We start from the raw sequence: 23319 nt of genomic DNA, 5'->3' as shown, positions 1-23319 counted from the left end.
TGAGGTAGTCGCCATGAACCGGCTGATCATTCTTCTCCCGCTGCTCGGTATCACCCTCATCCAGGGCTGTGTGCAGCCGGCTCCGCGACCGAACGACCCGTACTACGCCCCCGTGCTGCCGCGTACCCCGCTGCCGGCCGCGCAATCCAACGGAGCCATCTACCAGGCCGGTTTCGAGACCAACCTCTACGATGACCGCAAGGCCTACCGGGTGGGCGACATCATCACCATCACCCTCAACGAGCGCACCCAGGCGAGCAAGAACGCCAACTCGCAGATCCAGAAGGACAGCAACGCCAATATCGGCCTGACCTCGCTGTTCGGCGGCGGCGTCTCGGTGAACAACCCCAATGGCGGCCTCAACCCGCTGGATGCCGCGCGCCTGTCCCTGGACGCGGAATACAACGCCACGCGCGACACCAAGGGCGACGCCAAGGCGGGGCAGAGCAACAGCCTGTCCGGCTCCATTACGGTCACCGTGTCCGAAGTGCTGCCCAACGGCATCCTCGCGGTTCGTGGCGAGAAGTGGCTGACCCTGAACACCGGCGACGAGCTGGTGCGTATCGCCGGCATGGTCCGCGCCGACGATATCGGCACCGACAACACCGTGCCGTCCACCCGTGTGGCGGATGCGCGCATCACCTATTCCGGCACCGGCGCCTTCGCCGATGCCAGCCAGCCCGGCTGGTTCGACCGGTTCTTCATGAGCCCGCTGTTCCCGTTCTGATGAGGCTGACCATGAAGCGACTGATCACCGCCCTCTGCCTGCTGCTCGCCGCAGGCGCCGCCCAGGCCGAGCGCCTGAAGGACCTGGCGAGCATCCAGGGCGTGCGGACCAACCAGTTGATCGGCTACGGCCTGGTGGTAGGCCTGAACGGCACCGGCGACCAGACCACCCAGACGCCGTTCACCTTGCAGACCTTCAACAACATGCTGGCGCAGTTCGGCATCAAGGTGCCGGCCAGCGTCGGCAACGTGCAGCTGAAGAACGTCGCGGCGGTGTCCATCCATGCCGACCTGCCGCCGTTCGCCAAGCCCGGCCAGACCATCGACGTCACCATTTCCTCCATCGGCAACGCCAAGAGCCTGCGCGGCGGCAGCCTGCTGATGAGCCCGCTCAAGGGTATCGACGGCAACGTCTACGCCATCGCCCAGGGCAACCTGGTGGTGGGCGGTTTCGACGCCGAGGGCAGCGACGGCTCGAAGATCACCGTCAACGTCCCGTCGTCCGGCCGCATTCCGTCCGGCGCTACGGTCGAGCGCCCGGTACCGAGCGGTTTCGAGCAGGGCAACTCGCTGACCCTGAACCTCAACCGTCCGGATTTCACCACGGCCAAGAACATCGTCGACAAGCTCAATGAACTGCTCGGTCCGGGCGTGGCCCAGGCCATCGACGGCGGCTCGGTGCGGGTCAGTGCGCCGCTGGACCCGAACCAGCGGGTGGACTACCTGTCGGTGATCGAGAACCTGGAGATCGAGGCCGGCCAGGCCGTGGCCAAGGTCATCATCAACTCCCGCACCGGCACCATCGTCATCGGCCAGAACGTGAAGGTGCAGCCGGCCGCCGTGACCCACGGAAGCCTCACCGTGACCATCACCGAAGACCCCATCGTCAGCCAGCCCGAAGCCTTCTCCGGCGGCCAGACCGCCGTGGTGCCGCGCTCCAAGGTCAACGCCGAGGAAGAGGCCAAGCCGATGTTCAAGTTCGGTCCGGGCACCACCCTCGACGAGATCGTGCGTGCGGTGAACCAGGTGGGCGCGGCTCCGTCCGACCTGATGGCCATTCTCGAAGCGCTGAAGCAGGCCGGTGCCCTGCAAGCTGACCTGATCGTGATTTAAGGAACGGGCGATGAACTCCAGACTCTCCGCAGGCCTCGCCACCGGCTCCAAACTGGACAGCGGCGCCTACACCGACCTGAACCGGCTCAGCCAGCTCAAGGCCGGCAAGGATCGCGACAGCGAGGGCAACATCCGCAAGGTGGCCCAGGAGTTCGAGTCGCTGTTCCTCAACGAGATGATGAAGTCCATGCGTCAGGCCGGCGAAGCCTTCGCCGAAGGCAACTACCTGAACAGCAACGAGACCAAGACCTACCAGGACATGCACGACCAGCAGCTGGCCGTGACCCTGTCCAAGCAGGGTGGTGTGGGCCTGGCCGATGTGCTGGCCCGCCAGCTGTCCAAGACCGGCCACGCGCAGCGGCCCAATCCCTTCGCCCAGGTGCAGTCCAATACCCAGGCGAACTGGCCGGCCCAGGGCAGCAAGCAGGTGGCCAAGAGTTCCGAGGCCAGTACCCCGACCCGCGACGACTCCCGGCTGCTCAACCAGCGTCGCCTGTCCCTGCCGAGCAGGCTCAGCGACCGTCAGGTGGCCGGCATCGTGCCGTCCCCCGAGCAGGTGGCGGGCAAGCCCCTGGTCGGCAGCGACTGGGCCGCTTCCATGACTGTGCCGGAGAGCCAGAGCGTCGAGGCCACCAAGGGTGTTGGCAAGCGTGTGTTCGCCTCGCGCAACGATTTCATCCAGACCCTGCTGCCGATGGCCGAGAAGGCCGCCGAGCGCATCGGCGTCGACCCCCGTTACCTGGTGGCCCAGGCCGCGCTGGAAACCGGCTGGGGCAAATCCATCATCCGTCAGGCCGATGGCGACAGCAGCCACAACCTGTTCGGCATCAAGGCGCACAAGGGCTGGGAAGGTGATTCCGCGCGGGTGATGACCACCGAATACAAGGGTGGCAAGGCGGTGAAGGAATCGGCGTCGTTCCGTGGCTACGACTCCTTCGAGCAGAGCTTCCACGACTACGTGAGCTTCCTGCAGAACAACGACCGCTACCAGGACGCGCTGGACTCTGCCGAAAAGCCGGAGCAATTCATTCGCGAGCTGCAGAAGGCCGGCTACGCCACCGACCCCCAGTACGCCCGCAAGATTTCCCAGATCGCACGTGGCATGCAGGTCTACCAGGCTGTCGCTTCCGTCGACACCCCGACCACCAGGATATGAGACTGAGTCATGGCTGACTTACTGAACATTGGCTTGTCGGGACTGCGCGTGAGCCAGACGCAGCTCACCATCACCGGCCACAACATCTCCAACGTCAACACGCCCGGTTTCTCCCGGCAGAGCGCGACGCAGTCCACCACGCTGCCGCAGTTTTCCGGTGCGGGTTATATCGGCAGCGGCGCCACCCTGACGGATATTCGACGCAGCTACAGCGAGTTCCTGACCGCGCAGCTGCGCAATACCACTTCGCTCAGCAGCGATGTGGAGGCCTACAAGAGCCAGATCGACCAACTCGACTCGCTGCTGTCCGGCACCACCACCGGCGTCACGCCGTCGCTGAAGAGCTTCTTCGCGGCCATGCAGACTGCTGCCGAAGACCCCGCCAACATCCCGGCGCGCCAGCTGGTGCTGTCCGAAGCGGGCGGCCTGGCACGACGCTTCAACACCGTATACGACCGTCTGAACGCCCAGAACGACTCGCTGAACAAGCAGATGTCCTCGGTAGCAGACCAGGTGAACCGCCTGGCCGGCTCCATTGCCAGCCTCAACGATGCCATCGCTGTGGCCTCTTCCAGCGGCCAGGTGCCCAACGACCTGCTGGACTCCCGCGACGAGGCGATCCGCCAGCTTTCCACCTACGTGGGGGTGAGCGTGGTGCCCCAGAGCGACGGCACCCAGAGCATCTTCGTCGGCACGGGCCAGCCGCTGGTAGTCGGCAGTTCCGCCAACCGTCTGGAAGCAGTACCCGGCCAGGGTGACCCCAACCGCTTCGAGCTGGAATTCGTCAGCGGCGATTCGCGCCAGGGCGTCACCTCGCTGCTCAGCGGCGGTGAACTGGGTGGCCTGATCCGCTACCGCAGCGAAACCCTGGATGCCAGCCTGAACACCCTGGGCCGCCTGGCCATGTCGATCACCGACCAGGTGAACACTCAGCTTGGCCAGGGCCTGGACCTGAAAGGGCAGGTGGGCGCGGCGCTGTTCGGCAACTATAACGATCCGTCCCTGGCGGCCCTGCGGGTGAAGGCCTTCGCCGGCAACAGCAATGCCCAGCCGGCCCTGAACATCACCAATACAAGCCTGCTCGGCACCAGCGACTACCAGATGGAGTACGACGCCACGGCAACGCCGCCTTACACGGTGCGCCGCCTGAGCGACAACCAGCAAATGGTGGTCAGCGACAGCACGCCATCCGGCACCCTGACCATCAAGGACAGCTCCGGTCGCGACCAGGGCTTCCAGATTGCCCTGGGGGTACCGCCGCCCACCACCGGTGACAAGTACATCCTGCAGCCCACGCGTACCGGGGCCAAGGACATCGCCGCCGTGCTGGACCAGGCGGACCAACTGGCCTTCGCCGCACCGCTGCAGGCGCAAGCCAATCTGCAGAACAAGGGCACCGGCGCCATTGGTCAGCCCAGCATTACCAATACGCTGACCCCCATGAGCCAGGCTCATCTGGCGGCGATCTCATCCATCACCCTGAACTACACCGCTGGCTCGCCCAGCGGGACACTGTCGTTCTCCGGTTTGCCGGCCGGCGTGACCATCACCCAGCCGTCTTCCGGAACATTGAACGTGACGCCGGGGCAGACCAACCAGCTGAGCTACACCGTTTCGGTTACCACCGGCACTCCGGCCACCACCCAGGATTACCAGATCACCCAGAGCTTCAGCGGACGGGCGGAAACCGGCGACAGCTTCAGCCTGGCCTTCAACAGCAATGGCGTTTCCGACAACCGCAACGCCCTCAAGCTGGTGGATCTGCAGACCAAGGCCGCAGTCGGCGTCGACGACCTGGTGGCCGGCACCGGCTCCAGTTTCACCGACAGCTATGGCGACCTGGTGGAGCGGGTGGGCACCCTGACGGCCCAGGCGCGGGTGGACAGCGATGCCAGCACGGCAATCCTCAAACAGGCGACGGACAACCGCGACTCGCTCTCGGCGGTGAGCCTGGACGAAGAGGCGGCCAACCTGATCAAGTTCGAGCAGTACTACAACGCCTCGTCGCAAGTGATTCAAGTTGCGCGCAGCCTGTTCGATACCTTGATGAGCACCTTCCGCTAACGGAGCCCGCCATGCGCATTTCCACGATCCAGCAATACAACAATGGCGTGTCGGGCCTGCAACGGAACTACTCGAACGTCACCCGTACGCAGGAACAGATCAGCACCGGCAACCGCATCCTTACGCCAGCGGACGATCCCGTGGCCTCGGTGCGCCTCCTGCAACTGGACCAGCAACAGGGCGTGCTGGAGCAGTACGCCTCCAACCTGACTGCGGCCCAGAACAGCCTGAACCAGGAAGAGGTGACGCTGAACTCGGTGAACACGGTGCTCCAGCGCGTGCGCGAACTGGCGGGGGAGGCCGGCAACGGCGCCCTCAGCGCCGACGACCGCAAGTCCCTCGCCGCCGAGCTCCGGGAGCGTGAGGACGAGTTGATGAGCCTGATGAACACCCGCAACGCGCGGGGCGAGTACCTCTTCTCCGGCTTCCAGGGCAAGACCCAACCTTTCGTGCGAAACGCCGACGGCAGCTACAGCTACACGGGCGATGAAGGCCAGCGAAAGCTGCAGATCGCCAGCTCCTTGCAGGTGCCGATCAGCGACAACGGCAAGCAGGTGTTCGAGAACGTGATCAATGCCGGTCGCCTGGACAGCGCCCTGACCAACAGCCCGGCCGGCTCCACCCTGAGCCCCTCGGCGCCGCTGGTACAGGACGAGGTCGCCTTCTCCGGTAACCCGCCGTTCCCGGATGCTGGCGTGCAGATCGTGTTCGGCAACCCGAATGCCAACAGCTACGAGATCTTCGAGATGGGCACCACTACGCCGGTGCTCGGCAGCGGTGCCATCGACACGGACACCAAGACCGCCGACCAGGTGGTGTTCCGTGGCATGAGCATCAAGTTCGACGGCGTTCCGGTAGGGGGCGAAACGGTAGAGGTGGTGCCGCAGCCCAACGAACAGAAACAGGGAATCCTCGACACCATCGCCAACCTGCGCATGGCGCTGGAGAATTCTCCGGATACCCCAGCGGGCAACCTTCAGGTGCGTGATTCGGTGGCAGAGGCACTGACCAACCTGGATAACGGGATGACGGTGGTGGATTCGGTGCGCGGCAATATCGGCGCGCGCCTGAACGTGGTGGAGTCCACGCTGACCGACAACGAGGACGTGACCCTGGTGAACCAAGGCGTGCAGGCCGACCTGCGGGAGCTGGACTATGCCGAGGCGCTGTCGCGGCTGTCGTTCCAGTCGATCATCCTGGAAGCCTCTCAGCAGAGCTACGTGAAGATCGCTTCACTGACGCTGTTCAACAAGCTGTGATCGCACCGCCGCCTTTACCTATCGCTTGAGTGAAAGCATGCAAGAGCCCGTGATCCTTGAGGGCGTCCAGGACTACCAGGATGCCCGCGGCAACCGTATCCACTGCCCGACACTGCTGGACGGCGTGAAGGTGGTGTTCCGCGGTGCGAACAACCATGTGGTGATCGACGCGGGCTCGCGCATCAAGCGGCTCACCGTCGAGTTCAATTGTTCCGAAGGTTATTTCGAGCTGGGCCGCAACGACTGGGACGATGCTTTCAAGGGGCTGGTGCGGATAGGGCAGGGCAGCCGCGTTCGCATCGGCCACAACGTCACCTGTACGGCGCACTGCTTCATCGATGCCAGTGAACTGGCGACCGTGACCATCGGCGAGGATTGCATGTTCGCCTCGGGCAATCAGTTGCGAACCGACGATGCGCACCCGATCTTCGACGTGCGCACCGGCAAGCGTGTGAATCCGGCGCGAAACATCGTCATCGGCAACCACGTCTGGCTTGGCTACAACGCCAGGATTCTCGGCGGCGCCGACATCGGCGAAGGCTCGGTGATCGGCATGGACGCCCTGGTGAAGGGGCGCCTGCCGAACAACTGCATCGCCGCCGGTGTCCCGGCGCGGGTGGTACGGCAGGACATCGCCTGGGAGCGTCCGCACCTGTCGTTCGACGAGCCCTACTTGAAGCCCGACGCCGACTGCATCGCCAGGTCCGCTTACTGGAACGAAACCCGGGATTGAGTAGTGCACACAACGTCCGCAGCCATCGAGCCGGCGGCTTAGACACAGGTGGTCCGCACATGGGCAAATCAAGCTTGGGAACAGTCATCACCTACGGCACGTTCGATGTGTTCCACGTCGGCCACCTGCGCCTGCTCAAGCGGATGCGCGAACTGGGCGAGCGGACCATCGTCGCGGTGTCCACCGACGAGTTCAATGCGCTCAAGGGCAAGAAAGCTCTGATCCCCTTTGACGAGCGCAAGGAGATCATCGAGTCGCTGAGCTGCGTGGATCTGGTGATCCCGGAGCATTCCTGGGAGCAGAAGGTCGGTGACATCCGCGAGTACCAGGTGGACACCTTCGTCATGGGCAGTGACTGGCAGGGGCGCTTCGACCATCTGAAGGACCTCTGTCAGGTCGTCTACCTGGAGCGCACCCGTGGCGTTTCTTCTACCGAACTGCGCGAGTCGCTGGGCCAATTTCTGGCCGACGACCGCCATATCACCAACACCTTCCACCTGCTGAAGGCGCTCAAGGGCGATCTCTGATGAAAATGAGTGTTCTGCTGGCTGACCTGATCGAGCGCATGGAATCCATCCAGGGCGACGAGCAACTTCTGGCCTTTGCCCGCCTGATGAAGAAGTACGCCGCGCACTGGTCGCAGATTTCCACAAGGCTCTACGAGAAGCTCGACGGGGATGACCGCCAGCGTTTCGTGACCTGGTTGCTCAAGCGCTGGGGCGGCCTGGACCAGGTGAACCCGGTGGAAATGAGCCGCTACCTGGAAATGGTTGAAAGGGTAAAGACCCAGGAGTGCGAGGCGCTGTCCATCGAGGGCGGGCGCTACAAGCTGCAGGACATGCGCCTGCAGGGTTACGACTTCAGGCTGGCCGCCTACAACTGGGTGCTGAGTGTCCACGACATCTACTACAACCAGTACGAGCACAAGGAATTCCGCGTGCGCGCGGGCGACGTCATCATCGATGCCGGCGGCTTCATCGGCGACACGGCGGCGCTGTTCTGCGTGAAAACCGATGGCGACTGCTTCGTCCATGCCTTCGAGGTGCTCGACGAGAACCTGCGTCTGTTCCATTACAACAACGAGCTGAATGGCATCACCGACAAAGTGCGGGTCAACCGCCTGGCGCTGACCGACTGTTCCGGCCAGACCCTGGGGGTCAAGCCCGCAGCGCTGCAGGGCGCGACTTCGGTGATGGCCAACGACGCGCTGGAAGAGCAGGTCGAGACCATCACCCTGGACGATTACGTGATCCGCAACAGGTTGGAGCGCGTGGACCTGATCAAGATGGATATCGAGGGGGCGGAAATGCCCGCGCTCAAGGGGGCGATCAATACCATCCGGCACTTCCGCCCGCGTCTGGCGCTCTGCCTCTATCACAAGTGGGACGACATCATCACCATCCCGCGCTTCCTTGAGGAAACGGGGCTGGACTATCGCTTGTGCTTCAAGTGGGTGCAGTTGACCCACGGCTGGGAGGCCGTGCTGCTGGCTGAACCGGTGGCCACGGGATCTCACGCATGACCGGCGAGGCATTGCTGTGGCTGCCGGTGCCCGACGGCATCTGTCTGGACGGCGAGGACCTTTGCCTGACGCTCGACGGCGTGGGTCAGGTCGAGGCGTGTCGCCTGCTGCTGGTCGGGCGACGCGCCAAGGTGTCGACGGTGTTCGCCGCCCAGCGCGGCGAGACCGGTTTCGCGGTGCGGATTCCGCTGGCCTGCTTCAGTGACGACGAGACCCGCTGGGATGTGCGCGTGGAACTGGTGCTGGCCGACGGCAGCCGCAGCGAGTGCCACCTGCTGGGCCAGCGCCCGGACGACGACACGCCCCGGCATTTCTTCAACCAGGCCATCGGCGAGCGTGGGCTGTCCGCCTACCTGAGCGATAGCGCCAGCTCCCTGGTGTTCTACGGTGCGCCGCGGGAATTCCATGCCCGTGCCACGGCGGGAGAGAACGCCAAGCAAGCATTCGCCCGTTACCTGGCCGAGTTGCCGCTGGATGAGAACCTGGTGATTTTCGAGAGCTTCCTCGGCAAGAGCTACTCGGGTAACCCCCGCTATATCTACGAAGAGCTGCGCCGCGTGCGCCCGGACCTGCGCTGCGTCTGGTCGTACAACGGCAGCCGACCCATTCCGGGTGATCCCGAGGTGGTCCGGCGCGGCTCGCCGGAGTACTTCCGCTTGCTGGCCCAGGCCAAATACCGGGTGAACAACGTCATCTTCCCGGTGCATGGACGCAAGGAGGAAACCCTCTATCTGCAAGCCTGGCACGGCACGCCGCTGAAGAAACTGTCGTTCGACATCGAAGTGAGCGGCCCGGAAATGGACGCCCGCGACAACTTCTACCGCGAGTCTCGCGCCTGGACCTTGCTGCTGAGCGAGAACGCTTACTCCAGCGAAGTCTTCCGTCGGGCCTTCCGCTACGAAGGCGAGGTGCTGGAGCTGGGCTACCCGCTCACCGATCCGTTGCTGGACGCCAACCTGGACCGGCCGGCCCTGGCCAGGAGCCTGGGACTGCCGGAGGACAAGCGCTTCATCCTCTATGCGCCTACCTGGCGTGACCACAAGGCGATCGGTGCCTGGCAGCACGCCTTCGACCTGCAACTGGACCTGGACCGCCTCTCCGCCAGCCTGGCCGATGACCAGGTACTGCTGATCAAGGCCCACCACCTGGTGGCCGAGACGCTGGACCACAATGCCTTGCCGTCGAATGTGCGCGACCTGTCGCACCTGGACGACGTCAATGAGCTGTGCATGCTCGCCGATGTGCTGATCACCGATTACTCGTCGGTCTTCTTCGACTTCGCGGTGACGGGCCGTCCCATCCTGTTCTATTGCTACGACCTGGAACTCTACGCATCGGCCATCCGCGGTTTTTACCTGGACGTGCATGAAGACCTGCCCGGTCCCGTGGCACAGAGCAACGATGAGCTGCTGGCCCTGCTGGGCGACCTCGACCGTGTGGCGCGCGAGTACAAGCCCCGCTACCAGGCCTTCCAGCAGCGCTTCGCTTCCCTGAACGACGGCCGGGTCGCCCGGCGCGTGGTCCAGGCCGTGTTTGGTGATGCCCGCAATGTTTAAGGTTCTGGTCTTTCCCTGCGGTTCCGAGATCGGTCTCGAAATCCACGGGGCGCTCAAATACTGCAAGGACGTCGAGTTGTACGGCGTGTCCTCGGTGTCCGACCACGGGGAGTTCGTCTATGCCCGCTACCGGCAGATCGAAGCCCAGGTCAATTCGCCGGATTTCATCGACCGGTTGAACGAGTTGATTGATGAGTGGCAGATCGACTGGATCCTGCCGGCCCATGACAGTGTGATCCTGCGCCTGGCCGAGGAATCCGAGCGGTTGGCGGCCCCGGCCGTGGTACCTGAGCTGGAACTGGCACGAATCTGCCGCAACAAGAACGCTACCTATGCTCACCTCGCCGGCTGCGACTTCGTGCCCGAGGCCGTGATCGGCCTGGCGACCGAGTATCCGATCTTCGCCAAGCCGGCGGTGGGGCAGGGGAGCCAGGGCGCGGAACGGGTAGACGATGTCACCCGCCACCGGCAACTTCTGGACTCCGGCATCGAGTACGTCTTCTCCGAGTACCTTCCGGGCGAGGAATTCACCGTCGACTGCATTGCCGACGCCACGGGACGATTGCTCAAGGCTTCTCCCCGCCAGCGGGCGCGGGTCAAGTCCGGTATCAGCGTGCGGACGCTGCCGGCGGACCTGGGAGAGGAAGTGGAGGTCATCGCCGGGCGACTGGCCGAGGTCTTCCGTTTCAAGGGTGCCTGGTTCTTCCAGCTCCGGCGTGCCCGTGACGGCCGCCTCAAACTGTTGGAGGTGGCGCCGCGCATTGCCGGCTCCATGGGCCTGTCACGCAACCTTGGCATCAACTATCCGTTGCTGAGCCTCTACGCTCACGCCGGCCTGGCCTTCTCGGTAATCGCCCAGACGCATCCGATTCGGATGGATCGGGCGCTGAAGAACTGTTTCAAGGTGGACCTGGCGTACGAGCGGGTCTACCTCGACCTGGATGACACCCTGATCCTGCGTGGGCAGGTCAATGCGTTGCTGATGGCGTTGATCTACCAGTGGCAGGCGCGGAACGTGGAGGTCGTGTTGATCACCCGCCATGCGGGTTGCCCCGGCGAAACCCTGGCGCGATTCCGCATTGCCCCGGAACTGTTCGCCAGGATCATCCATATCCAGGATGGCTCGCCCAAGAGCGCCGCCATCGATCGCCCGGAGCGCGCCATCTTCATCGACGACGCCTACCGCGAACGCCTGGACGTGAGCCGGACCCTGGGCATCCCGGTTTTCGACCTGGATGCCATCGAACAATTGCTGGACTGGCGCGCCTGAGCTGGCTTCCCCATTGCCCTGGTTGACGGAGATACCGGATGCAACCGCTGCTTTCCATCGTCGTGCTGGTCTACAACACCGCGGAGTATCTGCAGGAGTGCTTCGATTCCCTGCTGAACCAGCGCTACGAGAACATCGAAATCATTGCCATCGACGATGGCAGCACTGACGAAAGCTTTGCCATCTGCCAGGCCTACGCGGCGCGCCATCCGAGGTTCCGCTGCCTGACCAAGCCCAATGAGGGCGGTGCGGTGGTGGGTAACCTGGGCATTTCCATGGCGCGGGGGGAGTACGTCGCCCTGGTGGATTCCGATGATGTGGTGACTGCGGACGGCTACGCCTTGCTGATGGCCGAGGCCCTGGCCCAGCGCGCGGACATCGTCGTCGGTCGTGCTGCGCGCCTGACCGATGGCGTGGTGAACTCGGTTTCCTTCCTCTACGAACCCTTCGTCTGGAACCGGCGTCGGGTGCTGGAGTCGGTGGCGGAGTTCCCCGACCTGATGCATGACGGCTTCTACTGGAACAAGGTGTTCCGCCTGGAGTTCCTCCGTGAGCACGGCCTGGGTATGGTGCCCGGCCTGCTGTACGCCGACCGGCCCTTCGTGCACAAGGCCTACTACCTCAGCCGCAAGACCGCCATCATCACCGACCTCGTGTACCTCTGGCGCACCCGGGCGGCGGGCGCGGCGCTGTCGATCACGCAGAACAAGGCGGCGTTGTCGAACTTCCAGGACCGCATCCGTTCGATGACCATCGAATGGATGGACTTCGAACAGGTAGAAGGTGCCGACTGGTATCGCCGACTTATCGCCGAGACCAACCTCCAGCGCGCGCTGCACGTGGTCTACTCGATTGTCGACTCACCCAGCTTCCGGGCCGTGTACCTGGAGGGAATGCAGCGCATTCTCGCCCTCTACGGCGACCTCGATCACCGCCCCCTCGGCGCGCGTCGCTCGGTCTACCTGGAGCTCCTGAAACAGGGTGAGGTGGCCGGCCTGTGTTTCCTGCTCGGCCTGCAGAACGAGGGCAAGACCCTCGAGATAGAGGGGAAGTGCTATTGGAAGCAGCCTTTCCTCTCCAGCCAGGAAGTGGTGGTTCCCCGAGAACTGGCGCGGATCGACTTTCCCACCATCGGCTTCTTCCACATCAGCCGTCTGGCGCGGGTGGGGGAGACGCTGGAGCTGGAGCTGAATATCCATGACGCGGTGATGGCGGGGACCGAGGTGGTGTTCGAGATGCAGTCGCTCCTCGGCGATGACGTCATCACCTTCGAAGATCGTGGCCGCCTGCGGCCGCATGTCTATGCCTACCGCATGACGCTGCCCGCCGATTTCATGACGCGGCGGGCCAGCGGTGACCTGTTCGGCCTGATCCTCAACTACCGGTGCGGGGATATCACTGGCCGCTATCGCATTGGCCGCGCCTTGATGACCGAGCAGGTGCTTCAAGCGATGCCCGTGACAGGCCCGTCCGAGTACCCCGTGTGCTATTCGCCGGAGTTCGGTGGCGTAGGAATGCGGGTGGTCTGAGGAAACCGGTACGACGATTGCAGGGAAAGCCGTGCCAGGCCAATTTGGGCGGTGAGTGCCGACTTCCTGACGTGCGCTCACCCGTGGAGCCCGGCGCCGGCTGATCCTATTCCGCTTCGGGTACCTCAAGATGAAGAACCGGACCATTCCCGTCACAAGCCCGCTGCTCCCTCCGCTCGAGGACTTCGTGCCCTACCTGGAAAAAATCTGGGAGAGCCGCATCCTCACCAACGGTGGCAGCATGCACCAGGCTTTGGAGAGCGCGTTGTGCGAGTACCTCGGGCTGGAGCACATCGCCCTGTTCGCCAACGGTACCCTGGCGTTGGTCACCGCCTTGCAGGCGCTGCGCGTCACCGGCGAAGTCATCACCACCCCCTATTCGTTCGTCGCCACCGCCCACTCGCTGCTCTGGAACGGGATCAAGCCGGTCTTCGTCGACATCGACCCGCACACCCTTAACCTCGACCCGGCCAAGGTCGAGGCCGCCATCACGCCGCAGACCACGGCCATCCTGCCGGTGCACTGCTACGGCAACCCCTGCGACGTGGAGGCCATCGGGCGCATCGCCGACATCTACAACCTGCGTGTGATCTATGACGCCGCCCATGCCTTCGCCGTGCGCGACGAGGGCGGTAGCGTGCTGCGCCATGGCGATCTGAGTGTCCTCAGTTTCCACGCCACCAAGGTATTCAATACCTTCGAGGGTGGCGCCATCGTCTGCCCGGACGCCAAGACCCGGCAGCGTATCAACCACCTGAAGAACTTCGGATTCGTCAACGAAACGACGGTAGTGGCACCGGGCATCAACGGCAAGATGAGCGAAATCAACGCCGCCTTCGGCCTGCTGCAGCTCAAGCACATCGACCAGGCGTTCGCGAAGCGCCAGACCATCGACCGGTTGTATCGCCGCCTGCTGGCGGATGTACCTGGTGTTCGCTGCCTGGAACCGGGTGGTCAGGTGTTCGCCAATCAGGCGTACTTCCCGATCCTGGTGGACGACGAGTTCCCCCTTTCGCGCGATGGCTTGTACCAGCACCTGCGGGACCAGGGGATCATGGTGCGGCGCTACTTCTTCCCGTTGATCAGTGACTTCCCTATGTATCGCGGTCTGCCTTCGGCAGTGCCGAGCAACTTGCCGGTGGCCACCGCCATGGCCGGCAAGGTGCTGTGCCTGCCCATCTTCCCGGACTTGGGGCTGGATCAGGTGCACGGTATCTGCGAGCTGATCGCCTCGGCGCGAGGTGCGTGAGTGTGACGGACTTCGCCTGTCCCGGTGGAATGCTCGCTTGAGTCTTCCCCGTGTCTTCCGTGCTCTGGCCGACTGGCTCCTGCTGCCCCTGTGGTGGCTGTTCGACCGTGTGCTACCCAAACGCATGGACTGCTGGGCCTTTTTCGTTCACCCGTTGAAAAGTGATCAGTTCGTCGAGAACTCCCGCGCCCTGTTCGAATCGGTCAAGTCCGACCCGGCTATTTGCAAGTACATCTTCACCCGTGGAGGCAAGCCGCTGGACCTGGGCCTGGAGGGGCACTGTGCTACTCGCCTGGTGGACCTGCAGAGCCTGACCGGGCTGTTCCACCTCGCCCGGTGCGGCGTCTATCTGCTGACCAATTCCATCGCACTGGATATGTCCTGGCGCTGGCCGCAGGGCGGCTTCAGTGTGCTTCGGCCGAGCCTGAAACGGCGGATCGTGGTCAATCTCTGGCACGGCATCCCGCTCAAGCGGCTGTTCGCCCTGACCAATCCTGCGCTGAGGGAGAATGCCGACCGAGTCGCCTTCAGGCGCCTGGAGCGCGCCTACTACCGGGGGCTGGTGTGCTCATCCGATGTGGACAGCTATGCCATGGCGGCCATCTTTCATCCAATCGGCTACGACCGCTTGTGGATAACCGGGCTGCCGCGCAACGACTTCCTGCGCATGCCCGACAAGGCGTTGCCCAGCTTCCTCTCGCGTGATGTGCAGGCCATTCGCAGTCTCAAGCGCGGCCGGCGTCTGATTACCTATGCGCCTACCTTTCGCGAGAGTGAAGTAGCGGCTGCAGCCTGCTACCAGTTCAGCGAAGCTGAAATTGACCAACTCAAATCCCTGCTGATTTGTCACAACGCGGTGTTCGGCTTCCGCATGCATTACTTCCGCAAGGGCGACCAGTTGTTCAACATGGAACGCTTCATCGACGGCGACACACTGGTGGACCTGGGGCACGGCGCCATCCACGAAATTGCACCGGTCCTGCGGGAGTCCGACCTGGTCGTGACGGACTATTCCTCCGTCTATATAGACGCGCTTTACCTGGACAAGCCGGTGTTCAGCTTCGCCTTCGACCTGGAACACTACCAGGCCAGGCAGAACGGCCTGCTCTACGACATGGACCTGGCCTTCCCCGGCCCGGTGGTGAAAGATTTCGGCGACCTGCTGCGCGCCCTGGAGGACGAGCTTGAATCGCCCCGCCAGGTGGACGGCGATCGCTACCGGCAAACCAAGAAGCTGTTCTTCCGGCACCTGGATGACCGCAACTCCGCACGAGTGGTGGAACGCCTGAATCAGCTCATCGACAAGAGGCAGTAGCGGCTTTGGCCAATCTCAACGAATCCAATCCCCTGGTCAGCATTGTCATGCCCGCCTACAAGGCAATGTACCTGGAGGAGGCGCTGGAAAGCATTCAGCGCCAGACCTACCGCCCCCTGGAGCTGGTCGTGTGCGACGACTGCCGGAGTGATGACGTGCAGGCCGTGGTCGAGGCCTTCGGCGCCCGGGCGAACTTCCCCGTCATCTACCGACGCAATGAAACGCGGTTGTGGGAGACCCGCAGCGCAGCGCGGGCCATTTCCCTGGCATCGGGTGAGTACGTCAAGTTCCTCCACGACGACGATCGCCTGCACCCGGACTGCATCCAGTCACTGGTGGCGGTGATGCGCGACGACCCGGGCGTCACCCTGGCCAGTTCCCGCCGCAGGCGTATCGACGAAGACAGCAATCCGCTGCCGGATACCGTCGCTACCGCGCATCCCTTCAGCGAGGACGTGGTGGTCAATGGCGAACAACTGGTGACCTTCTTCGCCGACTACACCATCAACTTCATCGGCGAGCCCAGCACCGTGCTCTGCCGTCGCGCCGACCTGCTGGAATTCGGCGACGGGCTGTCGGTGCTCAATGGCAAACGCATCACCTGGGTCGCCGACCTCGCGCTTTACGTCAAGTTGCTGCGTCGTGGCCACCTGGCGATGCTGGCCCAACCGCTCACGGATTTCCGCGTCTCGCGCGAGCAGTACAGCCAGATCGGCCGTGACCGACCGGGCGTAGGCGAGCAGGGCCATGTGGACTTCCGCCAGGGTATCCGCGAACTCGGCTGGTACCGCACCGAGGGCGTCAGTCGCAAGGTCGAAGTGGCGCCCATTACCCGGCTGAAGACTCGGGTGTTCCGCTCGATGGACCTGCTTTCCGCCCTGGGCCGGGCTTCCGGCAATGGTGGGATGGCCTTGAGCGCCTGGCTGGAAGAGCGCGTCCCGTCCGCCCCGCAGATGTCGCTGATCGGCGAGCGCCTGAACGTCGCCGATGGAGGCCCCAGGATCGCCATTCTGGTGGTCGACCGACTGGGTGATGTCGAGGGCGTGGGCCGGACCTTGTCCAGCCTGGAAGCGGTGAACCTCTATCGAAATTACAGTGTGCAGGTGTTGTCCACGGCGCCTGCGGCGCTGGCTGGCCGCGCTGGAGAAGCACTGACGGCGGAACCGGAGGCCCAGGTGGCGGCCTTGAACCGGGCTGTGGAACGCGCTGCTGCGCAATGGGTGCAGGTCGTGGAAGCCGGGGTGGAATACACAACCAGTGGCCTGCTGATTGCCGCACTGGACCTCATCGGTGCGGACTCCTGTACGGCGGTGTACGCCGATGGCGTGATGCGTGGCGAGGACGGAGAGTTGGGCGTCGCCCTGAGGCCGGATTTCAACCTTGATCTGTTCCTCAGCTTCCCGGCGAGCATGACCCGCCACTGGTTGTTGCGCCGCGACAACTTCCTGGCGATGGGGGGCTTTGACGCGCAGGTGGCCGAAGCTTTCGAACTGGATTTCCTGCTGCGTCTGATCGAACAGCAAGGGCTCGGTGGCATTGGCCATATCAGCGAGCCGCTGCTGGTGAGTTCGGCGTTCCGGCTGGAAGACAATTCCCAGGAGCGCGCGGTGATTGAGCGTCACCTGCGTGCCCGTGGTTATACCGAGCCGCGAGTGCAGTCTCGGCTTCCGGGGCGCTACGAGCTGGATTACGGCCATGCACAACCGGGCGTCGTGAGCATTCTGGTGCCAGTGAAGGACCAGCTCGTGTGTATCCAGCGTTGCCTGGAAACACTGCTGGAAAACACCACGTATCCCCATTACGAGATTCTGCTGATCAATCTTGGCAGTACCGATCCGCACACCTGCGAATGGCTGGCGGCTATCGGCGGCATGGGTGAGGACCGGCTGCGGGTGCTCGACTATCCGGCCGGCGTTTCCCGAGAGGCGGCCTGCAACCAGGCTGCGCTCCAGGCGCGTGGCGACCTGCTGCTCTGGCTGGGCGCGGGCGCAGGAATCGTCGATCGCGACTGGCTTCAGCAATTGCTCAACCATGGCCTGCGCCCGGAAGTTGGTGCAGTGGGGGCAAAACTGCTCAGCGCCGATGGCCGCATTCGCCATGCCGGCCTGTTGCTGGGTTTGCGGGGGCCGTCCGGCCGCGCATTCGAGGGCATGACGCATGACGGTTCCGGCTACCTGCAACGTTTGCAGGTGGAGCAGAACTACTCGGCGCTGAGCGGCGAATGCCTGATGCTGCGCCGCGACCTGTTCCTGGAGCTGGGCGGTTTCGAGGAGGACCCGGCATTCGCGCCCTGGTCCGACGTGGACCTCTGCCTGCGGATACGCCAGGCGGGTTACCTCAATGTGTGGACGCCTCGCGCGCAGTTGTTGATGGAGCCGCAGCCCCAGGCCAGGGCCAGCCACGCCGAGGAAGACGCCATGTATGCCCGATGGCTGCCGATCCTGGCTCGCGACCCGGCCTACAACCCCGGCCTGTCGCTCCTGGCGGAGCAGGGGTTCAGGCTTGCCGACCCCAACCTGGCCTGGCGCCCGCTGCAATCCTGGCGCCCGCTGCCCAGGGTGCTGGCCCATCCGGGGGACCTGTATGGCTGCGGTCATTACCGGGTGATCCAGCCGTTCAAGGCGCTGGAAAGCAGCGGCCTGATCGAGGGGGCCATGTCCACCAGCCTGTTGCCGGTGGTCGATCTTGAGCGCTATGAGCCGGATGTCATTCTGCTGCAGCGCCAGATTGGCGATGAACGCCTGGAGGCCATGCGGCGCATGCAGTCCTTCTCCTCGGCATTCAAGGTCTATGAGTTGGATGACTACCTGCCGAACCTGCCGATGAAGAACGCCCACCGCCAGCACATGCCCAAGGACGTTCTGCGTTCCTTGCGCCGCGGCTTCGGCCTGGTGGACCGTTTCGTGGTTTCCACCGAGCCGCTGGCGGAAGCCTTCGCCGGCATGCACGAGCAGATTCGCGTGGTGCGCAACCGTCTGCCGACCCATTGGTGGGGTGGGCTTGAAAGCCAGCGCCGGGTCAGCGCTCGCCCACGCGTTGGTTGGGCGGGCGGCGCCGGCCACTCGGGCGACCTGGAAATGATCGTCGACGTCGTCAAGGAACTGGCGAACGAGGTGGACTGGGTGTTTTTCGGCATGTGCCCCGAAGCGATTCGTCCCTACGTCAAGGAGGTCCACGTCGGGGTGGAGATCAATCAGTACCCGCAGGCACTCGCTTCCCTGAACCTGGATCTGGCCTTGGCGCCCGTGGAGCAGAATCTGTTCAACGAGTGCAAGAGCAACCTGCGCCTGCTCGAATACGGAGCCTGTGGCTTCCCGGTGATCTGCAGCGATGTGCTGTGTTACCAGGACGGCCTGCCGGTGACCCGCGTGAAGAACCGATTCAAGGATTGGGTGGATGCCATCCGCATGCACATCAACGACCTGGACGCATCCGCCAGGGCCGGGGACGTGTTGCGCGAGGCCGTCCATACCGGCTGGATGCTGGAGGGCGAGAATCTTGCCGAGTGGTACCGGGCCTGGATGCCCGACTGACGCCGACAACGGGTCCGGCCTTCACGCCGGACCTTCGCCGGGGCTCAGAACGAAGCCGCGTTAAAGATCCATCCGATCCTGCCGAAAACCTGTCAACTCGCCGGAAATAGCGCGCTGTGCGCGCCCCGAAGGGCAGGGGTGAAAAAAATGCAAATCACCCCTAAAGCTCTCTCCGAAGAGGCCGATAAGGAATATGACAGCGCACTCAATGGTTGCCTGAGCGATGCAGCCCAGGGGCGCAAGCATAGGCAAACTCGTTAGGTCCGATGGAGGACAAACACCATGGCTTTGACCGTCAACACGAACATCGCGTCCCTGAACACCCAGCGGAACCTGAACACCTCCTCCCGGGCTCTGGACACTTCCCTGCAACGTCTGTCCACCGGTTCGCGCATCAACAGCGCCAAGGACGACGCCGCCGGCCTGCAGATTTCCAACCGTCTGAGCAGCCAGATCAACGGTCTGGGCGTTGCAGTGAAGAACTCCAACGACGGCATCTCCATGGCGCAGACCGCTGAAGGCGCCCTGCAGCAGTCCACCAGCATCCTGCAGCGTATGCGTGACCTGTCCCTGCAGTCGGCCAACGGCTCCAACAGCGACGACGAGCGCAAGGCCCTGAACTCGGAAGTGACCGAGCTGAAGAAAGAACTGAACCGTATTTCCAACACCACCACCTTCGGTGGCAAGAAGCTGCTGGACGGCACTTTCGGCACCACCACCTTCCAGGTGGGTAGCGCCGCGAACGAGACCATCAGCGTCAACATCGACGAGATGAGCACCGACTCGCTGACCGGCAAGTACTACGAAGGCAGCGTCACCGCCGCCACCGGCACCGCCACTGCTTCCGGTACCGCTTCGGTCACCCTGACCGTTGACGGCAAGACCATGACCGTCGAGGCCAACATCGCCAGCGGCGCCACTGCGGTCGAAGCTTCCCGCGCCCTGGGCGCTGCGATCAACGACGCCAACCTCGGCGTGGGTGCCTTCGTTGACGACACCGGCGCGATGAAGATCGTGTCCCAGGACAAGGACGGTGCCAACGAACTGACCGCCCTGAGCTTCGCCAACGCACCGGCCGGCATCAACGCGGGCAGCTACACCGCTGCCACCGCAGTGACCGAAGACAAGATCTCCGACATTGACGTGACTACGGTGCAGAACTCGCAGGAAGCCGTGCTGGTGATCGACCAGGCGATCAAGATGATCGACTCCCAGCGCGCCGACCTCGGTGCGGTGCAGAACCGCTTCGAGAACACCATCGGCAACCTGCAGAACATCTCGGAGAACGTGTCGGCCGCCCGCGGTCGTATCCAGGACACTGACTTCGCCGCGGAAACCGCTAACCTGACCAAGAACCAGATCCTGCAACAAGCAGGTACCTCGATCCTGGCCCAGGCCAACCAGCTGCCGCAGGCGGTCCTCAGCCTCCTGGGCTAAGGCCCGGACGAGGCAAGGCGTTGAACGCGGGGGGAAGTGCTTGGCGCTTCCCCCCTTCTTGCCATTTGTGAGGTGAGTGCGATGGAGATCGGCATAGTCAATTTGTCGGCCAAGGGCATGACGACTTCTCTTGGCGTCGATGGGCAGGCACGCGGCACTGCGCTGAAAGCGGCCTCCGACAAGGTCGCCGAACAGGCGCAGCAGAAGGTCGAGAGTGAGACCGCGGATCGCGAACCACTGGAGGCGGCCGCGTCCAGCATCCAGGAGTTCGTCCAGAGCATTCGTCGCAACTTGAACTTCAACGTTGACGACAGCAGCGGCCGGGTCGTGGTCCAGGTGACCGATTCAGAGTCCGGAGAAGTGATCCGTCAAATTCCGTCTGAGGATGCACTGAAACTGGCGGAAAGCCTGTCGGAAATGCGCAGTCTGTTGTTCAAGGCAGAAGCCTGACGCACAGGCTGGTACCTCCGTGTTGCATGGCACGTTTCTTGACTGCTTTATCGACTATTGGAGCAGGCGTCAGACGATTGGCGAGGTAACGGAAAAATGGCTGGCATAACCGGACTCGGTTCGAACATCAACATCGACGACATCGTGAAGGCCCTGGTGGACGCGGAACGAGCGCCCAAGGAAGCGCAGCTGTCTCGTGTGGAAAAGGCCGCGACTTCGAAGTTCTCTGCCGTCGGCCAGCTCAAGAGCGCCATCAGCGAGTTCCAGACCGCGCTGAAGGATCTCAACTCCAGCGACCTGTTCACCAAGCGTTCGGCCAAGTCGAGCAATACCGATCTGGCTACCGTCTCTGCCACGACCAAGGCAAGTGCGGGAACCTACCAGGTAACGGTGGAAAAGCTCGCTGCCGCCAGCAAGGTGGGGACCGCCACCTTCGCCAAGGACGCCACCGCTGCGACTTCCGGGACCTTGACCGTCAAGCTCGGCGCCGATGATCGCGGCGTCGATGTGCAGGTTGCTGCCGGCGCCACCCTCTCCGAAATCCGCGACAGCCTGAATACTGCACTCAAGGACAAGGGCGTCAGTGCCAACATTGTCAGCAACCCGGCGGACGGTACCTCTCGCCTGGTGCTCAGCTCCAAGACCACCGGGGCGGGCAAGGATATCTATGTCCAGGCATCCGCCGGCCTCGAAGCCTTTCGCATCGGCAACTTCGCCGACAACAACGCGGCGTCCAGCCCCAGTGGCGCCCTGACCGCGCTCGACGGTACCAATGCAGCCAGCAGCGGCTACATCAACCTGGCCCAGGATGCAGAATTCACCGTCGACGGTCTGACGCTGCACAGCGCCAGCAACAAGGTGTCCGGTGCGATTTCCGAAGTCACCCTCGATCTGGTCAGTGCCGAGCCTGGCAAGAAATTCACGGTGACGGTCGACCAGGACACGTCGACCGTGAAGACCAACGTCAAGAAGTTCGTCGACGCCTACAACAAGATGATCGGCGTGACCAAGACCCTGACATCCGTCACGGCCGTCGGCCAGGACAGTGCTCCGGTGACCGGCGCCCTGGTGGGGGATTCCTCGGTGCGTTCGATGCTGTCCACCGTGCGCAATGAATTGGTCAACCCGTCTGGCCAGAAGGGCGGCATTTCCATCCTGTCGGACCTGGGTATTACCACCCAGAAGGACGGCACGCTGAAAATCGACGACACCAAGCTCGACAAGGTTCTCAGCACCCAGTACGAATCCGTTGCCAGTTTCTTCACCGGCGACACAGGCCTGACCTCCCGCCTGAACGATAAGTTGAGCGTCTACAGCCAGTCCGGGGGCATCCTGTCCCAGCGCCAGGATGGTCTGCAGGAAACCCTCAGTTCGGTGAAGGACCAACGTACCCAGCTCGATCTGCGTATCGCCAAGGTCCAGACCCGCCTGTATGCCCAGTACAACGCCATGGACTCCCTGATTGCCAGCCTGAAGCAGACCAGCGACCGGATGAGCCAGGCCCTTTCCAACCTTCCCGGTGTAGTCAAGCAGAGCTAAGCAATGGCCAATCCGATCGACACCTACAAGCAAGTCAAGACCAGCCAGGAAGTCAGCCCTTACCGCGCTGTACAACTGCTCCTCGACGGCGCGCTGGAACGGCTTTCCCTGGCCCGTCACGGCCTGGAGATCGGCAGCCCCGAAGTGCGTGGCATGGCCGTGGGTTCCACCCTCAGCATCATCGGCGTGCTCCAGGCCAGCCTGGACAAGCAGCTCGGCGGCGAGATCGCCGAGAACCTCGATGCCCTCTATGACTACATGACTCGCCGGCTCTCCCGCGTGGCCCTGGACAACTCGCCGCGGCCCATCGAGGAAGTCGAAGCGCTGCTGCTGAACATCAAGCAGGCCTGGGATGGCATAGGTCCGGAAGTAGAAGCACCGGCTCCTGCGGAAATTTCCTGAATTCCGCAAAAGGCCGGGCTAAAGCTCTCGCCAGGGCTGCCGATACCTTGGGTATCACAGCCCGACACATGAGCGAGAGCGAATATGAACGCGATGGCGGCCCTCAAGCAGTACCAGTCCGTGAACACCCAGGCCCAGGCCGTGGATGCCAGTCCCCATCGACTGATCCAGATGCTCATGGAAGGTGGCCTGACCCGCCTGGCCCAGGCCCGTGGTGCCATCGAGCGTGGCCAGATGGCGCAAAAAGGCGAGCTGATCGGCAAGGCAATCGCTATTATCGGCGGTCTGCGCGACGGCCTGAACTTCGAGCAGGGCGGCGAGATCGCGGCTAACCTGGACTCGCTCTACGAGTACATGGTGTCCCGCCTGCTGGAAGCGAACCTGAAGTGCGACATCGCGCTGGTGGACGAAGTGGCAGGGTTGCTGCGCAATGTGAAAACCGGGTGGGATGGCATCGCCCAGTGAT

The 23319-nt window shown here is 63.5% G+C and carries 19 protein-coding genes; all 19 read left to right on the top strand.

All coding sequences use genetic code 11. The features are described from left to right. The first annotated feature begins 13 nt into the window (after positions 1-13). The 19 genes from flgH (at position 14) to fliS (TQ98_RS18690) (ending at position 23318) form a co-directional block, all read left to right on the top strand. Positions 14-727, top strand: a complete 714-nt coding sequence (gene flgH, locus TQ98_RS18785; protein ID WP_044870415.1) for a flagellar basal body L-ring protein FlgH — start codon at positions 14-16, stop codon at positions 725-727. 11 nt (positions 728-738) lie between these two features. After that, the gene (locus TQ98_RS18780; protein ID WP_044870683.1) at positions 739-1839 is read left to right on the top strand and encodes a flagellar basal body P-ring protein FlgI; all 1101 of its coding nucleotides are present in this window, start codon (positions 739-741) and stop codon (positions 1837-1839) included. Positions 1840-1849: 10 nt separating this feature from the next. Continuing rightward, positions 1850-2995 (top strand): flagellar assembly peptidoglycan hydrolase FlgJ, encoded by a 1146-nt coding sequence (gene flgJ / locus TQ98_RS18775; protein WP_044870414.1) that lies wholly within the window; start codon positions 1850-1852, stop codon positions 2993-2995. Positions 2996-3004: 9 nt separating this feature from the next. Further along, complete coding sequence (gene flgK, locus TQ98_RS18770; protein ID WP_044870413.1) at positions 3005-5059, top strand: flagellar hook-associated protein FlgK; 2055 nt, start codon at positions 3005-3007, stop codon at positions 5057-5059. A gap of 11 nt (positions 5060-5070) precedes the next feature. After that, the gene (gene flgL / locus TQ98_RS18765; protein ID WP_044870412.1) at positions 5071-6318 is read left to right on the top strand and encodes a flagellar hook-associated protein FlgL; all 1248 of its coding nucleotides are present in this window, start codon (positions 5071-5073) and stop codon (positions 6316-6318) included. Positions 6319-6355: 37 nt separating this feature from the next. Beyond that, positions 6356-7051 carry an acyltransferase gene (locus TQ98_RS18760; RefSeq protein ID WP_044870411.1) on the top strand — a complete coding sequence of 232 codons (696 nt, stop codon included), beginning with the start codon at positions 6356-6358 and terminating at the stop codon, positions 7049-7051. 59 nt (positions 7052-7110) lie between these two features. Further along, positions 7111-7578 (top strand): adenylyltransferase/cytidyltransferase family protein, encoded by a 468-nt coding sequence (locus TQ98_RS18755; RefSeq protein ID WP_044870410.1) that lies wholly within the window; start codon positions 7111-7113, stop codon positions 7576-7578. Beyond that, positions 7578-8573 carry an FkbM family methyltransferase gene (locus TQ98_RS18750; protein ID WP_052659133.1) on the top strand — a complete coding sequence of 332 codons (996 nt, stop codon included), beginning with the start codon at positions 7578-7580 and terminating at the stop codon, positions 8571-8573. Before TQ98_RS18755 ends, TQ98_RS18750 begins: the two co-directional genes overlap by 1 nt. Then, on the top strand, positions 8570-10129 hold the full coding sequence (locus TQ98_RS18745; protein ID WP_052659132.1) for a CDP-glycerol glycerophosphotransferase family protein: 1560 nt from the start codon (positions 8570-8572) through the stop codon (positions 10127-10129). Before TQ98_RS18750 ends, TQ98_RS18745 begins: the two co-directional genes overlap by 4 nt. After that, entirely contained in the window at positions 10122-11399 is a 1278-nt protein-coding gene (locus TQ98_RS18740) for an ATP-grasp domain-containing protein (RefSeq protein ID WP_044870409.1), read from the top strand. The genes TQ98_RS18745 and TQ98_RS18740 overlap by 8 nt, the downstream gene beginning before the upstream one ends. Before the next feature lie 38 nt (positions 11400-11437). Beyond that, positions 11438-12928: a glycosyltransferase gene (locus tag TQ98_RS18735; protein WP_044870408.1), complete on the top strand. Its 1491-nt coding sequence runs from the start codon at positions 11438-11440 to the stop codon at positions 12926-12928. Between the two features lie 130 nt (positions 12929-13058). After that, positions 13059-14177 (top strand): DegT/DnrJ/EryC1/StrS family aminotransferase, encoded by a 1119-nt coding sequence (locus tag TQ98_RS18730; RefSeq protein WP_044870407.1) that lies wholly within the window; start codon positions 13059-13061, stop codon positions 14175-14177. A gap of 37 nt (positions 14178-14214) precedes the next feature. Beyond that, the gene (locus TQ98_RS18725; RefSeq protein WP_044870406.1) at positions 14215-15492 is read left to right on the top strand and encodes a CDP-glycerol glycerophosphotransferase family protein; all 1278 of its coding nucleotides are present in this window, start codon (positions 14215-14217) and stop codon (positions 15490-15492) included. Between the two features lie 47 nt (positions 15493-15539). Continuing rightward, positions 15540-19025, top strand: coding sequence for a glycosyltransferase (locus tag TQ98_RS18720; protein ID WP_044870680.1), 3486 nt, complete (start codon positions 15540-15542; stop codon positions 19023-19025). Between the two features lie 282 nt (positions 19026-19307). Then, on the top strand, positions 19308-20462 hold the full coding sequence (locus tag TQ98_RS18710; RefSeq protein WP_044870404.1) for a flagellin: 1155 nt from the start codon (positions 19308-19310) through the stop codon (positions 20460-20462). An 81-nt stretch (positions 20463-20543) separates the two neighbouring features. Next, positions 20544-20912 (top strand): flagellar protein FlaG, encoded by a 369-nt coding sequence (locus TQ98_RS18705; RefSeq protein ID WP_044870403.1) that lies wholly within the window; start codon positions 20544-20546, stop codon positions 20910-20912. Positions 20913-21008: 96 nt separating this feature from the next. Further along, complete coding sequence (gene fliD, locus TQ98_RS18700; RefSeq protein WP_044870402.1) at positions 21009-22451, top strand: flagellar filament capping protein FliD; 1443 nt, start codon at positions 21009-21011, stop codon at positions 22449-22451. A 3-nt stretch (positions 22452-22454) separates the two neighbouring features. Then, positions 22455-22853 carry a flagellar export chaperone FliS gene (gene fliS, locus TQ98_RS18695; RefSeq protein WP_044870401.1) on the top strand — a complete coding sequence of 133 codons (399 nt, stop codon included), beginning with the start codon at positions 22455-22457 and terminating at the stop codon, positions 22851-22853. 84 nt (positions 22854-22937) lie between these two features. Then, positions 22938-23318 (top strand): flagellar export chaperone FliS, encoded by a 381-nt coding sequence (fliS, locus tag TQ98_RS18690; protein ID WP_044870400.1) that lies wholly within the window; start codon positions 22938-22940, stop codon positions 23316-23318. Position 23319 lies beyond the last annotated feature (1 nt).

Source organism: Pseudomonas sp. LFM046, from assembly GCF_000949385.2.
Lineage (GTDB): Bacteria > Pseudomonadota > Gammaproteobacteria > Pseudomonadales > Pseudomonadaceae > Metapseudomonas.
The sequence above is the reverse complement of the archived record's forward strand: the minus strand, read 5'-3'. Positions and strand labels throughout refer to the sequence as shown.